Below are 13,496 nucleotides of genomic sequence, written 5' to 3' on the forward strand. Positions count from 1 at the left end.
AGCACATGGGGCGTGCTCTCGCCGACTTGCGACTCGACCTCGGGGATCGGCTCAGCCGACGGAGGGGCCCAGGCCGAGCGACTGTGGAGTGCTGGAGTCCGGCGACGGTTGGTGCAGGCCTTCGTCGAGGGGGCCGAACTCTGTCATCAGGGCGGCGCTTCCGCCCCACGGGGTCTGCTCTTCGGCGATGAGCGTGTTGGTGGTGAGCAGCAGGCCGGCCACCGAGGCGCCGTTCTGCAGTGCGGACCTGGCCACCCTGAGCGGATCGACGATGCCCATCTCGAGCATGTTCCCGTAGCGGCCCTCGAGCGCGTCGAACCCGTCGTCCGGGCCGAGCTGCCCGATCCGCTCCAGCACCTCCTCTCCGTTGTAGCCCGCATTCGTCGCGATCAGGTACGCCGGCTCGCGGAGCGCACGCCGTACGATCTCCACGCCGGTCGCGTAGTCGTCCTTCACCTCGAGATCGTCGAGCGCCGACGCGGCGTGCAGGATCGCCACCCCGCCACCGGCGACGATCCCCTCGGCCATCGCGGCCCGGGTCGCCGAGAGCGCGTCCTCGACGCGGTGCTGGAGCTCCTTCAGCTCGGCGGGTGTCGGCGCACCGACCTGGATCACCGCGACCTTGCCGGACAGGGCGCCGATCCGCTCGGTCAGCACGTCCTCGTCGATCCCGAACGTCGCCCGCTCCATCTCGGCCCGGAGCTGGGCGAGCCGGAAGGCGACATCCTGCTCGTGGCCGGCGGAGGCGACGATCGCGGTCCGGTCGGCGGTGACGCGGACCTGGTCGGCCCGGCCGAGCCGGCCGACGTCCATCGTCTCCAGCGTGAAGCCCGAGTGCTTGCTGAGCACCGCGCCACCGGTGATCGCGGCGATGTCCTCCAGTTTGTGCAGCCGCCGGTCGCCGAATCCCGGCGCCTTGACGCCGACGCACTGGAAGTGCCCGTTGATGTGGTTGTGCACGAGCATGCTGAGCGCGGTGCCTTCCAGGCTCTCGGCGATGATCACCAGCGGCTTCGGATCACGCATGATCTTGTCCAGCAGTGGCATCAGCTCCTGCACCTTGGTGATCTTGTCGCTGCAGAGCAGGATGTACGGGTCGTCGAGCACCGCCTGCAGACTGCCCGGATCGGTCACCATGTACGGCGACAGGTAGCCGTTGTCGAACTCGAAACCCTCGACGAAGTCCACCCGGATCCCGTGCGCGGTGGACTCCTCGACCGTCACGATGCCGCCGTCGCCGACCGAGTGCAGGGCTCTCGCGATCACCGCGCCGACCAGGTTGTCGTCGTTGGCCGAGATCGCCGCCACCCGGGCGTAGTCCTCCTCGGTGACGACCGGGTGCACGACCTGGCGCAGCCGCTCGACCAGGCGCGCGACCGCGATGTCGATGCCGCGCTTCACCAGCACCGGGTTGCCGCCGGAGCCGATCGCCAGCATGCCCTCGCGGACGATGGCGTGTGCCAGCACCGTCGCGGTGGTGGTGCCGTCGCCGACGATGTCGTTGGTCTTGATCGCCGCTTCCTTGACCAGCTGGGCGCCCATGTTCTCGAACTGGTTCTTGAGGTGGATCTCCCGGGCGATGGTGACGCCGTCGTTGGTGACCACCGGTGAGCCGGTGATCTTCTCCAGGATCACGTTGCGGCCCTTCGGCCCCAGCGTCGACCTCACCGCCTCCGCCAGCTGGTCCACCCCGGCCAGCATCAGCTCGCGCGCCTGCTCACCGAATCGCAGTTCCTTGGCCATCGGTCTCCTCCTTGACTGCCCGGTCAGGGCGAACGGTGTGTTGGAACGAGAAGCTAGGGAACGAGGATCGCCCGGCCCCGCACCCGGCCGGCATCGAGATCCGCGACCGCCTCGGCGGCCGCCTCCAGCGGGTAGGTCCTGGTGTGCAGCGTGACCTTGCCGGCCTGTGCGAGCGCCATCAGCTCGGCCAGCTCGTTGTAGGTGCCGACGATGTTTCCGATGATGTTGCGTTCGGTGGAGATGATGTCCAGGGTCGGGACCTGCAGCTGGCCGCCGTACCCGATCACGAAGTACGAGCCGTTCGGGGCGGTCATAGCGAAACCGTCCTGCTCGGCGCCCTGCTCGGCGACGAAGTCGAGTACGACGTTCGCGCCCGCGCCGCCGGTCAGCTCCTGGACCGCCGCCACCTGATTGCCATCAGCAACGATAGTGTGGTCGGCGCCGAGCTGCTCGGCGAGTTTCAGCGCGTCCGGGTTGCGATCCACCACGATGATCTTGGTGGCGGTCAGCGCGGCCAGGCACTGGATGCCGATGTGGCCGAGCCCGCCGGCGCCGATCAGCACACAGGACGTCCCTGGGTACAGCAGGGGGAGTGCCTTGCGCACTGCGTGGTACGCCGTGATGCCGGCGTCAGCCAGTGCCGCAACGTCCTTCGGCTGCGTCTCCGGGTCGAGCTTCACGCAGGCCCGCGCGGAGGTGAGCAGGTACTCGGCCATCCCACCGTCGCTGTCCAGGCCGGGGAAGGTGCTGGCCCCGCAGTGCATGTCGTCGCCGGCCCGGCAGGCGTGGCAGAGCCCGCAGGTCGGCGTCGGGTGCAGGATCACCGTGTCGCCGACCCGTACGTTGGTGACGGCGGAGCCGATCTCATGCACCCAGCCGGCATTCTCATGGCCGATCGTGTAGGGCAGCGTCGGGTGCATCGCCTCCGCCCACTGGCCCTCGATGATGTGCAGATCGGTGCGGCACACCCCGGCGCCGCCGATCTTGACGACCACGTCCAGCGGGCCTTTGACGCTCGGTTCCGGGACGTCCTCGACCACTGGTTGCTGGTGGTATCCGTGCAGTCGAACGGCCTTCATTCCTCGTCCTCCTCCTCACCCGCACCGGTGGTTGCGTAGCGGTGCCGCAGCATTCCCCGGCAGATACCGGTGTTGGCCTCGATACCGACCCTGGTGAGCCGCGCCTTGCCCAGATGCAGAGACACCGTGGCACCGGTGATCGGTTCACCGGTGCCAGGATCGACGAGCAGGGGCGCAGCAGGGTCCGTTCGCAGCCCGAGCTCAGCCCGCCGTCGGCACAGCCGCTCGAGCTGTGCCGACGGGGGCATGTTGCCGAGCGTCATCGTCGTCAGCGCCGCCGGGTCGAGCCCGGCGGCCAGCAGCGGACGGCAGACCTGATCAGTGCCGGCGAGCACCGCCTTCGTGATGAAGGTTCGGCGTAGCTCGTCCAGCTCGCCGACCGCCTCGCCCTCGAACGACACGGCGAAACCGGCCCGCGCCGCCACGCCGGCATTGATCGCCGCCGACGCGAAGTGGTCCTCCAGGGCGACGTCGGCATGGCGCACCTCCGGCAGGGCCGCCACCACGTCGTACGCGTCGGCGACCATCAGGAAGGCGAAGTTGGGCGCGCAGAAGTACGTCGGCAACCGGAGCCGGACCACAACGTCACCGGCGGCCGACACGACGCACGACGACACGAACCCGAGCGTCGTGATGGGCTCGTCGAGCTCCGGGTCCCGCACCGCGTCGAGCGCGGTGAGGACCCGGGACCGCTGCGCGACCGCAGCCGGCATTACTGCGTGACCAGCTTCGCGTCGTCCTGCGCGGCGGGCTGCCCGTGGTCGAGCTGTAGCTCGTCCGGCACCTTGATGTCGTACAGCTTCGCCGCGTTCAGCCCGAGGATCTTCTTCTTGCCCGCGGTGCCGAGCCGCGGGTAGTCGGAGTACGCCTCGTCGTCCGGGAAGTCCCAGTCGACGAAGCCCTCGACCTGCCACTTCGGCTCCCAGATGGCGTAGTCGCTGCCGAACGTCATCTTGTCCTCGCCGACCCAGAACAGCAGCTCGCCCATCACCTTGGCGAAGAACCGCGGCCGGGCGGCCATCAGACCACCGATCACCACCGACAGTCCGGCGTACACGTTGGGCTCCTGGGTCGCCATGAAGCAGAAGTCCTCGATCCGCGGCAGCCCGACGTGCTCGACGATGAAGTTGAGCTCGGGGAAGTCGGTTGCGGCGTGGTCGACGTCGGACACGTCGAACGCGTCCTTGTCCAGCGGCCAGATCGTGGGGCCCTTGTGGACGTGGATGTTCTTGATCCCGAGTTCCTGGGCCTTCTCCAGGTAGCGGTACGCCGCGGTGTCGGTGAGCTTGTAGCCGCGCGAGCCGGCGTTCCACTCGGCCGTGTAGAGCTTGACGCCACGGGATCCGTACCTGTCGACGTTGGCCTTCAGGTCCTCGAGGCCGACGTCACCGTCACGGGGGTCGAACCGGGTGTTGTGGACAAACATCCCGGGGTGCTTCTCACCCAGGGCGGCGTTCTTCTCGGTGGTGTTGAACCCTTCCTTGTACCACTCCTTCAAGTACGTCGGCTGGAAGATCGCCACGTCCACGTAGCCGTCCTCGAAGACGTCCTTCATCAGGTCTTCCTCGGTGTAGCTCATGAACTTCTCGATCGGCCAGTGGGTCTCCTTCGGTGCCAGGCTCTGGTAGGCGTGGAAACACTCGATCCACCCCTTGGCGTACTGTTCGGCTCCTGGCACCCAGTTGTCCGGTCCGGCGTTCCAGAAGTGCATGTGGCTGTCGACCACGAAGTACTTCTCGCCATCCTTCTCGTACACGGTCGCCTCCCGGCGTTTCTCAGACCGCCCTGAGGTCGAAGCCGAGATACTCGGCGGCGTCCTCGGGGTTGGCGAACATGATCGTGCGGTCGTCGAGGTGGATCATCCGGCCGTAGTGCGTCGACATGTTCTCCTCGAACTCGGCGGCGTCGAAGTACCCCGGCTCCTCGCCCAGCGCTTCGGAGATCTCGTCGTAGACGACCTCCATCTTGCCGACCGCGTCGACCCTGATCATCGACGGCAGCGGCATCAGGGTGACGTTGTCGTTCTGACCCATCACCTCGGCGACGACCTCCCCGACCTGGTTGTTCATCAGCGTGAATCCGCACCGGTTGGACGCGGTGCTGTCGGACTTGAACGGACTCTCTGCGGTGGTGAAGGCGGTGGTCACTGTGCCAGCTCCTTGGGCTCCTCGAGGCCGAGTCCGATGACGATGCCGCTGAAGCGGCTCTTCGCCCGGTCCAGCCCGTCTTCGAATCGTGGTGGCTTGCTGTCCGGCTGCGACCAGAGCGGCTGCATCGTCCGGGCCGCCTCGATCGCACGGGTCGTCCAGTCGGACAGCCAGTCCTGCATGATCGCCTTGTTGTGGTCGGCGAACTCCTTGTCCGCGGTCAGCAGCTCGAACATCGCCCTGGTGTAGCGCAGGTCGCGTTCGGCGAAGTCGTACTCCGCCGCGCCGACCACCGTCGGCGTCACGAAGTCACCGTTGCCGGGGGAGGCCTGCTGGACCAGCTGGCTGCGGAACAGCTCGCCGACGAGCGGTTCGAACACGACATTGGCGGCGAAGATCGCCTCGCACCAGTCGTCGATCGCGGTGAGTCGCTCGGCCAGGTCACGCACGCCCTGCCAGGCCGGGTCGGAGTTCCAGGTCTCCAGGTGCGCGCTGCCGTCGAAGTCGGGGAGCTCCTCGCTCAGGGTCAGGTTGTAGAGCGCGAGGTCCTGCGCGGCGCGGATCCGGTGCATGCTGTTCACCGAGATCGCGTTGTTGTGCATGTTGGTCGGAGCCCGCCGGTTCGCGTTCGCGAAAAGGTAGAGACCCAGGCCGTGGTCGACGTGCATCCACGCGCCGACGTGGTGCTCGATGAAGCGGATCCAGTTGCGGTTCCACTGCTCGAAGGCCTTGGACTGCCGGGCCGCCTCGACGTTCTGGGTCACCTGCCGTACGACGTTGGAGTTGTACCGGTAGAGCGTCATCTCCCATTCTTCGTTGGGGTCCCGGAACTCGTGCCAGCCGGTAGCCGGCCAGTCGTAGCCCTTGCCGCCGGTACCGGGGCCGCGCGCCGGCTCGGGCCGGTCCGAGCCCCAGGCCTTCAGTACGGTCCAGTCGAGCGGGTAGCCACCGCGGCCGTCGGAGAACCCGTACAGCCAGCCCTGGCTGAGGTAGTGCCGTGGGTCCGGCTGCACCTCGACGGTGACGTCCTCGTAGTGGCTCTGCTTGCGCTTCTGCGGCGTGTAGTAGTTGAAGTGACGTTCCGTCGAGTCCGGGAACACCTTGGCGCCGGCCTCAGCATCGGTGAAGACCGGCTGCGGCACGCTCCGTACTTGGGGGGAGTCCTGTGTGGCCGTCATCTGGTATCTGCCTCCAGCACCTCGGGATCACCGGCGTCGCCGGTGGTGGTGAACTTGTCGTAGAAGATTCGCTTCTGCGCGACGCCCAGCCGTTCCAGCAGGGGTAGCGCGGCTTCGACCATCGGCGGCGGGCCGCAGACGTACGCGTCGGCGCCGGCCAGGTCCTCCTCGTGCCGGGCGACGACGTCGGTGATCAGACCGACCTCGCCGTCCCATTCGTCATCGTCGGCCGGCTCGGACAGCGCCGGCACGTAGCGGAAGTTCGGCAAAGTCTCGGCCAGCGCCCGGAGTTCCTGGTCGAAGCAAAGGTCACGCTTGGCGCGCGCCCCGTAGTAGTAGGTCGCCGGCCGGTCGATCGCGCGCTCTGCCATCGACCGGAGCAGCGCGAGGATCGGCGCCATCCCGGCTCCGCCCCCGAGGAACACCAGCCGCGCGTCGAGGTTGTCCCGCAACGTGAAGACCCCGAACGGCCCGGTCAGATCGAGCCGGTCACCAGGCGACACGCTCTCGTCCAGGTACGCCGAGAACAACCCGCCCGGGTAGATCTTGATCACGAACTCGAGCAGTCCGCCGTCACGGCTGGACGTGTTCGCCATCGAGAACGACCGGGTGGCCACGGTCCCCGGTACCGCGATGTCGACGTACTGGCCCGGGAAGTACTTCAGCTCGCCCGGCTCCAGCAACCGCAGTACCAGGTGCCGCATGTCGTGCGTGACCGCGTCGTTCGCGACCACCTCGGCGACGGCCTCCTGGATCGGCAGCCCCGACCGGATCATGTCCTCGTCGTAGTTGAGCAGCTCGATCGTCAGATCCTCGTACGGATGCGCCCGGCAGAGCAGCGTGTAGCCCTCGTTCAGCTCATACTCCGGCAGCGCGAACGTCGAGTACCGCTCGAGCTCGATGTCGTCACCGTCGAGCACGAACGACTTGCACGACGAGCATTGGCCCTCCTTGCAGCCGTGCATCAGCATCACGCCCTGCTCGGCCGCCGCCCGCAGGATCGTCTGATTCTCGTCGACCTCGATCTCGATGCCGACGGGCTCGAACCGTACGACGTGCTTGTCGCCCATGGCTCCTCACAGTCGCGCTGACAGGAAGGGATGCCGGGAGGGCAGGGACACCTGCCCTCCCGCGTGACGTTGCGCGGTCAGCCGTCGGCAGGAGCCCGTCCGGCAGGTCCGCCGCGGACATAGCGGGCTGCGAAGGCCGTCCGCTCGTCGTCGGACATCTCGTTGAGCAGCACGTTCGGGCTCTGCAGTGGCGGGCACCGCCGCAGGTGGTCCAGGGTCCACATCTTGTCCGGGTTCAGGTCGAGATGCGGTTGCGCGACCATCGTCTTGCCGTCGTCGCGGACGAATCCCATGTCGGACACCACGTCGGCCCAGTTCCAGCCGTGGTACAGCGTCTCCCACTCACGGTGGCCGATCAGCTGGCCCATGTTCGGCGTCTGCCGGCCCTGGTACGTCGGCCGGAACGCCGTCTCGTCGGTCCACTTGCACATCTCGTGGCAGTACGTGCGCCACTGGCCGTCGACCTTCGCCATCACCATGTCCTCGCGGACCAGGCACGGCACCATGCAGGTCCAGCAGCGGTGCGGGTACTCGTAGTCGACGTCCTCGAAGACGATCGGCTTGTGACCGTTCGGCATGGACAGCCGGTTGTAGTTCTCCCACCACTTGCCGTACTTCTCGTACCAGCCTGGGTACTTGAACTCGAACCACTCGAAGTCCTTGTCGGTCATCGGGTCGATCCGCCAGTAGTTCGCCAGCCAGCCGGTGGCGAAGAACTGGGCCACTTCGTGCACGTAGCCCTTGTTCCAGATCTGGTTCCAGGACTCCTCGATCAGGTCGTGCGGGATCTCCAGGCCGTACTTCTCCAGCGGTACCAGGTAGCTGCGGTAGTAGTCGTCGTAGATCCACCGGCGCCACATCTCGGCGTAGCTCTCGCGGTCCTTGCGCCGGTCCTTGGTGCCGTACTCGATGAAGGTGCCGATGGCCGCGTCGACGACCCGGTGGTTGTTCCACCAGGCGTAGCGCAGGTCGCGCGCGAGCAGCTGGTGGTTGCCCTCGTCGGACAGGGCCATCAGGAGGGTCGCGTAGCCGTTGCTGATGTGCCGCGACTCGTCGGACTGCACCGAGTGGAACACGGTCGGCAACAGGTAGTCGCCGTTCGCGGCCGCCTCGGCGGGCATCGCGACGAACAACGTGTTGGTGAAGGCGGTCTCGGCCACGATGGTGAGGTAGATGCTCGCCGCCGTGATCGCGTCACCGGTGATGAAGCCTTCCGCGAACTGCCGCCCGATGGTGCCGCAGTAGTCGTTCTGGAAGTTGCGCAGGCTGGAGTTGAAGCCCGCCGGGTCGATGTAGTTGTTCATGTACAGGCGCTTGAGGTTCTGCTGGATCGTCGAGTGCCTCACCTCGTCGATCATCTGGATCGCCTGGCCGTTGTGCAGCTCGGGGTTCGGCACCGTCCGGAACAGCAGCGGCATCGCCCGGGCCGCCGAGATCTCCGGCAGCGGGATGATGCTCAGGAACAACTTCTGCCACTCCAGCCAGCGCTCCTGCACCTGGCGGAACATGTTGCCGCGGATGGCTCCGTCCGCGGCGCCGTACACGCGGTGGTCCTTCTCTTCCTGCATCGGGAAGTACGACCGCAGGACCTGCTTCAGCGGGTCCTTCTTCTGAGCCTTCTGGAACGAGTAGTCGGTCCCGTACTGCGAAACGGGCTCGTGGTACGCGGGCTCCCAGGAGAGTTCCTGGATCTTCTGGTGGGCCTTAGCCACACTCTGGCGACTCATGGCACTCCTCACGCTTGCTGTGGCCGCGGGCCTGGCCCCACCTACCGGTCCGGCATCTCGGTGCCGTCCAGGCCGCAGGGCCGTGCGGGCGTGGGCCCTCGGCGCGAGCCCACGTCTTGCTAGCGTTTGGAGTAAGTACATCGCCGCCGTGCTCGGCGGGAGGTCTCAAATTGAGACACCTCTTGCGTCAGGAGTCTCCGAACATGGCCTGCCGGAGCTCGGCGAGTTCATCCTTCGCGTCCCGCAGGGGCCGGACATCACCATGGGTGGACGGCCGGATGCCGAGCGCGACGAGCAGGGCGGCGGCTGCTTCGCTCGGATCGCCGGCCGCTCCGAGCACGGGATGCAGGCCGGCATCGGCCAGTTGGCGGAAGACCGCGTTCACGATCGTCCACGGGTTGTAGGTCTCCTCGGCAGGAATGTCGTCGTCCATGCGCTACTCCCATCCGGTCCTTCTCATCAGACGCCAAGGCGCCGGAACCGGCTGTCTCAATCTGAGACAACCAGATGCTCGCGAAGCACTACGCTGAAAAGAGCGATGCCACCGGTGGGGGAGGCCTCCACACCCAGCAGGGTCTCCCGGCCGGTCGCCAGGAGGCCTCGTGGACGAGATGGAACCCGTGTCAGGCCGCCGGACTGCCCAGGCCCGGCTGAGCTTTCTGACCTTCGACGCGTTCCCGGTAGGCGACGTACGCCGTCCGGTGCTGGCCTCCTGGGTGCGTTCCCGGCGGCGGAACCTCCCCGCCGACCGGATCGACCTGCCGTACGTCGCGGACCCGGACCTCGACCAGCCCCTGGCCCGCACCGCGACCCCAGTACTGCGCCGGCTCCGCGAGCACCTCGATGGACAGCCGATCAGCGTCATCCTGACCGAACGCAACGGCCTGGTACTGCGACGCCTGACCGCCGATACCCAGCTGAGCAGACACCTCGATCAGGTCCACCTCGCGCCGGGCTTCAGCTACTCCGAACAGTTCGCGGGTACCAACGGCATCGGCACGGCCCTCGAGCGCGGTGGCCCGATGCACGTCTTCGGGCACGAGCACTACGCGGAGGATCTCGAGGACCTGGCCTGTGCCGGGGTTCCGATCAAGCACCCGGTCAGCGGCAAGATCGTGGGCGCCATCGACCTCACCTGCTGGCGCAAGGACGCCGGATCGCTGCTGATCACGCTGGCCAAGACCACCGCGGACCAGATCCGCGCGGCCCTGATGAGTGACAGCTCGGCCCGCGAGTTGGAACTGCTCCAGGAGTACCTGCAGGCGGGACGCCGGTCTTCCGACATGGTGCTCGCCTTCGCCGAGGACCTGCTGCTGATGAACGCCACCGCGAAGCAGAACCTCGACGGTAGCGACCAGTCGGCCGTCCTCGCGCATGCCACCGAGATGCTGGCCGAGGCCCGGGCCGTGGCCCTGGTGGAGCTCCCGAGCGGGAGCCGGGTCCGGATCAGCTGCCGCCCTGTGCCCGAGGGGGCACGGGCCACCGGAGCCGTCCTCCAGGTCACCCCGCAAGCCGCCGACCTGAGTTTGGCGGTGAGCGCGCACCGGCCACCACCACGCCCGGACCTGCCCGGCATCGTCGGCAGAAGTGGTCCTTGGCTCGCCTGCAGCCGGGAGGTGGACAACGCCTATCGCTCCGGGAACTGGATCGTGCTCAGCGGCGAGGCAGGGTCCGGAAAGCTGGCCCTCGCGCGGGCGGCTCACCGGCAGAACAGCCGGGCCAGGTCGCTGCGGGTGATGGACGCCACCGATGCGGCGGATGACTTCGCGGACGACGTCGAGGCGGAGCTGGCCGACGACATCGTCCAATCGCTGGTGATCCGCCACGTCGAACGGCTCGGCCAGATGCGGCTCGACGAACTGATCGGCGCCCTCTACAGCAGCCGCGAGCGCCGGCTGTCGGATCCGCCGTGGGTAGCGCTGACGCTGACGACCGGTGGCTCGAACCAGCCCGACCTGGGCGAGTTGCTGACGTTGTTCCCCCTCACCGTTGATGTGCCACCGCTGCGGCACCACATCGACGACGTTCGTGAGCTGGTCCCGTTCTTCCTGAGCCAGTTGAGCCACGGCGACCTGAGCTGCTCGCCGGAAGCGATGCACCAACTGCTGCGATCGGCCTGGCCGGGCAACACCGCGGAGCTCCGCCAGGTCATGAAGCAGATCGTCCAGCACCGGCGACGGACCGGCGTCATCGTCCTGGCCGACCTGCCGGCCGACCAGCAGGCGATCAGCCGCCGCAGCCTCAGCCAACTGGAAGCCCTGGAACGCGACGCGATCATCCGAAGCCTCCTCGACAACAACGGCAACAGAAGCGACGCCGCCCGAGCCCTAGGCATGTCCCGAGCCACCATCTACCGAAAGATCCACGACTACGGCATCCGCTGACCGCATCCGTTCGTAGCACCTCTGACGGGGTGCGGTGGTCACGCGATCTAGGGTGGCGGGGTGGACGATCAGGTGAGCTGGCGGGAGAGGCGGCGGGAGGCGTCGGCTGTTCAGGCTGCTGCGCTTGAGCGGCGTAAGGCTGCTGAGACTGTGCAAGCTCGCGCGCAGTTGGTCGAGTTCGTCCAGACGATGAAGGAAAAGGGCATCCAGCCGGGGCTGCTGCGGGCGCCGGTTGTGGGCTCGGGCGCGAGTTATCGGACCGGGATCACCGGCTGGTATCTGCGCCGTAATCGGTCGCTCGGTGTGGACACCGACGGCAATTTCTACATTCTCGGTGCGCCCGCCAGTCTGAAGGCGCGGCTGGTGGGCGTGCGGATCTCGCCGTCCGACCCGCCGCTCACGGTCGGCCTCGGCGCGCGCGACGGTGAATCGTTGCCCCTCAAGAAGCTCCTGCGGCTCCGGCTGGAGGAGATCGACGACGCGCAGCGGCGGGCCGGCGGCGAAACCCAGGAGCCGGAGCACCCGGGCGCCGACTAGCGCAGTGCGGGCAGGACCAGTTCGACCAAGGCGTCGACGTCTTCGTCGACCATCGGCTCGCCGGTCATGCCCATCCGGTGGAGCAGGGTTCCGACCACGACGTCGATCAAGAAGAGGACCCGGTTCTGCGGTTCGCCCAGCGCGTCCTGCAGCGCGATCCGGTACGGGTCCTGCAACTGGGTGGACAGGATCTGGCGCAGCCCAGGATCGGCGACGGCATCGGTGAACACGCCCGCGAAGGCCGCGCCGATCCCGGGTTCACCGATCTTCGCCGCAATCCAGCGGATGGCTGACGACAAGACCTCCTCCCGGTCGGCGCCCTCCAGCGGCACCGGGCCGAACGCGTCGACGAGGCAGGCGGTGATCAGCGCGCCCTTCGACGGCCAGCGACGGTAGACCGTGGTCTTCGCGACGCCTGCCGCGGCGGCGATGCGGTCGACGGTGGCGCGCCCGTAGCCGAGCTCGTGGACCGTGCTCAGCGTCGCCGCGAAGACCGTGGCGTCGACGCCGGAGCGGGGGCGGCCGGGTGGTCTGGTGGGGGTGGTTGCTCGGGCCATGGTGACACCTTAGCTAGTTATGCTACTTTCGGTATCGATACTTCTAGTAGCGAAACCAGGTCGGCCGAGGAGAAGACATGCACGACACCACCACCACCACCAAGCAGCAGCCACCGCTGGGCATCCGCTTGCTGCACGCCCTGAGCAAGGAGCCGGACTGGTTGACGATGTCGGCCGAGGCGCTGACCGCCTTCCGCGACGCGGAGAACCGCAAGCGGTCCTCTGGTCTGGCGCGGGTGATCACCGGGTTCCCGGACAGAGGGGCCACGATCAACTGGCAGCAAGTGACGCTGCCCGACCGCGTACTGCGGGTCCGGGTGTACCGGCCGTCGCCCGGGCGCGGCGGCACGGACGCCGGCCTGCCGCTAGTGCTCCACGTGCATGGCGGGGGATTCGTGGGTACGGCAGTGCAGTGCGACTGGGTCAACAGTCACCTCGCCGCCCGGTTGCCCGCGGTGGTCGTGTCGGTCGAGCACCGGCTTGTCTCTCCGGAGATCCCGCTATCAGCGGCAGTCGACGACGGCTGGGACGTACTGCGTCATGTGGTGCAGGACGCCGCCCAGTGGGGAGTCGACCGGGCACGAGTGGTTGTCGTCGGAGAAAGTGCCGGTTCGATGGTCACCGCCCTGGCCGCGATCCGGGCCAGGGGGTCCGAGCTGTCGCTGCGGGCGCAGGTACTGGTCAATCCCTGTGTCGATCTGACCTCTACGGCGTTCGACTACCACTCGATGGCCGACTATGCCGACACCCCGACCCTCACCGTGAACCAGATGGAGTTCTTCCGCCGATTGGCCGTTCCGGAAGGTGCGGATCCTCGTGCGGTGTCGCCGCTGTACGCCGACGACCTGAGCGGGCTGGCCCCGGCGCTCGTGGTGGTGCCGACGCTCGACCCCGTGGCCGATCACGGACGCGTGTACGCCGATCGGCTGCGCGAGGCCGGAACGCCCGTGCAGGTGAGCGAACACGCCGGGGCGGGGCACGCGTTCCTCAGCATGCCGGGCGTCGTGCCGCAGGCCAGGGCCGCGCGGACCCGGATCACCGAGTTCCTCCGCGACCGTCTCGCCGGCTGACCTG

13 protein-coding genes are annotated in these 13,496 nt (G+C 67.6%); 3 read left to right on the forward strand and 10 right to left on the reverse strand.

The window, feature by feature from the left end; all coding sequences use genetic code 11:
* Positions 1-51: 51 nt before the first annotated feature.
* From groL to EV648_RS39360, 9 genes are all read right to left on the reverse strand, one after another.
* Positions 52-1,743 carry a chaperonin GroEL gene (gene groL / locus EV648_RS39320; protein ID WP_132301057.1) on the reverse strand — a complete coding sequence of 564 codons (1,692 nt, stop codon included), beginning with the start codon at positions 1,741-1,743 and terminating at the stop codon, positions 52-54.
* 53 nt (positions 1,744-1,796) lie between these two features.
* A complete protein-coding gene (locus EV648_RS39325) occupies positions 1,797-2,822 on the reverse strand; it encodes an NAD(P)-dependent alcohol dehydrogenase (RefSeq protein ID WP_132301059.1) in 1,026 nt (341 codons plus the stop codon).
* The gene (locus tag EV648_RS39330; protein ID WP_132301061.1) at positions 2,819-3,535 is read right to left on the reverse strand and encodes an iron-sulfur cluster assembly protein; all 717 of its coding nucleotides are present in this window, start codon (positions 3,533-3,535) and stop codon (positions 2,819-2,821) included. Before EV648_RS39330 ends, EV648_RS39325 begins: the two co-directional genes overlap by 4 nt.
* The gene (locus EV648_RS39335; RefSeq protein WP_132301063.1) at positions 3,535-4,578 is read right to left on the reverse strand and encodes an amidohydrolase family protein; all 1,044 of its coding nucleotides are present in this window, start codon (positions 4,576-4,578) and stop codon (positions 3,535-3,537) included. The genes EV648_RS39330 and EV648_RS39335 overlap by 1 nt, the downstream gene beginning before the upstream one ends.
* 19 nt (positions 4,579-4,597) lie before the next feature.
* Positions 4,598-4,969: a propane 2-monooxygenase effector subunit MimD gene (gene mimD, locus EV648_RS39340; protein ID WP_132301065.1), complete on the reverse strand. Its 372-nt coding sequence runs from the start codon at positions 4,967-4,969 to the stop codon at positions 4,598-4,600.
* Positions 4,966-6,147: a toluene hydroxylase gene (locus tag EV648_RS39345; RefSeq protein WP_132301067.1), complete on the reverse strand. Its 1,182-nt coding sequence runs from the start codon at positions 6,145-6,147 to the stop codon at positions 4,966-4,968. The genes mimD and EV648_RS39345 overlap by 4 nt, the downstream gene beginning before the upstream one ends.
* On the reverse strand, positions 6,144-7,217 hold the full coding sequence (locus EV648_RS39350) for an NADH:ubiquinone reductase (Na(+)-transporting) subunit F (RefSeq protein ID WP_132301069.1): 1,074 nt from the start codon (positions 7,215-7,217) through the stop codon (positions 6,144-6,146). The genes EV648_RS39345 and EV648_RS39350 overlap by 4 nt, the downstream gene beginning before the upstream one ends.
* A gap of 77 nt (positions 7,218-7,294) precedes the next feature.
* Positions 7,295-8,944, reverse strand: coding sequence for a methane monooxygenase (locus tag EV648_RS39355; protein WP_132188545.1), 1,650 nt, complete (start codon positions 8,942-8,944; stop codon positions 7,295-7,297).
* Between the two features lie 187 nt (positions 8,945-9,131).
* A complete protein-coding gene (locus EV648_RS39360; RefSeq protein ID WP_132301071.1) occupies positions 9,132-9,377 on the reverse strand; it encodes a hypothetical protein in 246 nt (81 codons plus the stop codon).
* A 178-nt stretch (positions 9,378-9,555) separates the two neighbouring features.
* Between EV648_RS39360 and EV648_RS39365 the strand changes: the two genes are divergently transcribed.
* Together EV648_RS39365 and EV648_RS39370 are read left to right on the forward strand one after the other, a co-directional pair.
* Positions 9,556-11,328, forward strand: coding sequence for a sigma-54-dependent Fis family transcriptional regulator (locus tag EV648_RS39365; RefSeq protein ID WP_132301195.1), 1,773 nt, complete (start codon positions 9,556-9,558; stop codon positions 11,326-11,328).
* Between the two features lie 60 nt (positions 11,329-11,388).
* Positions 11,389-11,865, forward strand: a complete 477-nt coding sequence (locus EV648_RS39370) for a hypothetical protein (RefSeq protein WP_132301073.1) — start codon at positions 11,389-11,391, stop codon at positions 11,863-11,865.
* On the opposite strand, the gene EV648_RS39375 is transcribed toward EV648_RS39370, so the two are convergent.
* Positions 11,862-12,422 (reverse strand): TetR/AcrR family transcriptional regulator, encoded by a 561-nt coding sequence (locus tag EV648_RS39375; protein WP_132301075.1) that lies wholly within the window; start codon positions 12,420-12,422, stop codon positions 11,862-11,864. The two genes, EV648_RS39370 and EV648_RS39375, sit on opposite strands and share 4 nt — an antisense overlap.
* 77 nt (positions 12,423-12,499) lie before the next feature.
* Here EV648_RS39375 and EV648_RS39380 point away from each other — a divergent pair, with 77 nt between their 5' ends.
* Entirely contained in the window at positions 12,500-13,492 is a 993-nt protein-coding gene (locus EV648_RS39380; RefSeq protein WP_132301077.1) for an alpha/beta hydrolase, read from the forward strand.
* Positions 13,493-13,496 lie beyond the last annotated feature (4 nt).

The sequence above is a fragment of the Kribbella sp. VKM Ac-2568 genome (assembly GCF_004345365.1).
GTDB lineage: Bacteria > Actinomycetota > Actinomycetes > Propionibacteriales > Kribbellaceae > Kribbella > Kribbella orskensis.

Bases quoted from the DNA above. Each gene is read 5' to 3' on its own strand.
- groL (WP_132301057.1), bottom strand. From the start codon at position 1,743: ATGGCCAAGGAACTGCGATTCGGTGAGCAGGCGCGCGAGCTGATGCTG.
- EV648_RS39325 (WP_132301059.1), bottom strand. From the start codon at position 2,822: ATGAAGGCCGTTCGACTGCACGGATACCACCAGCAACCAGTGGTCGAG.
- EV648_RS39330 (WP_132301061.1), bottom strand. From the start codon at position 3,535: ATGCCGGCTGCGGTCGCGCAGCGGTCCCGGGTCCTCACCGCGCTCGAC.
- EV648_RS39345 (WP_132301067.1), bottom strand. From the start codon at position 6,147: ATGACGGCCACACAGGACTCCCCCCAAGTACGGAGCGTGCCGCAGCCG.
- EV648_RS39350 (WP_132301069.1), bottom strand. From the start codon at position 7,217: ATGGGCGACAAGCACGTCGTACGGTTCGAGCCCGTCGGCATCGAGATC.
- EV648_RS39355 (WP_132188545.1), bottom strand. From the start codon at position 8,944: ATGAGTCGCCAGAGTGTGGCTAAGGCCCACCAGAAGATCCAGGAACTC.
- EV648_RS39360 (WP_132301071.1), bottom strand. From the start codon at position 9,377: ATGGACGACGACATTCCTGCCGAGGAGACCTACAACCCGTGGACGATC.
- EV648_RS39365 (WP_132301195.1), top strand. From the start codon at position 9,556: ATGGAACCCGTGTCAGGCCGCCGGACTGCCCAGGCCCGGCTGAGCTTT.
- EV648_RS39375 (WP_132301075.1), bottom strand. From the start codon at position 12,422: ATGGCCCGAGCAACCACCCCCACCAGACCACCCGGCCGCCCCCGCTCC.
- EV648_RS39380 (WP_132301077.1), top strand. From the start codon at position 12,500: ATGCACGACACCACCACCACCACCAAGCAGCAGCCACCGCTGGGCATC.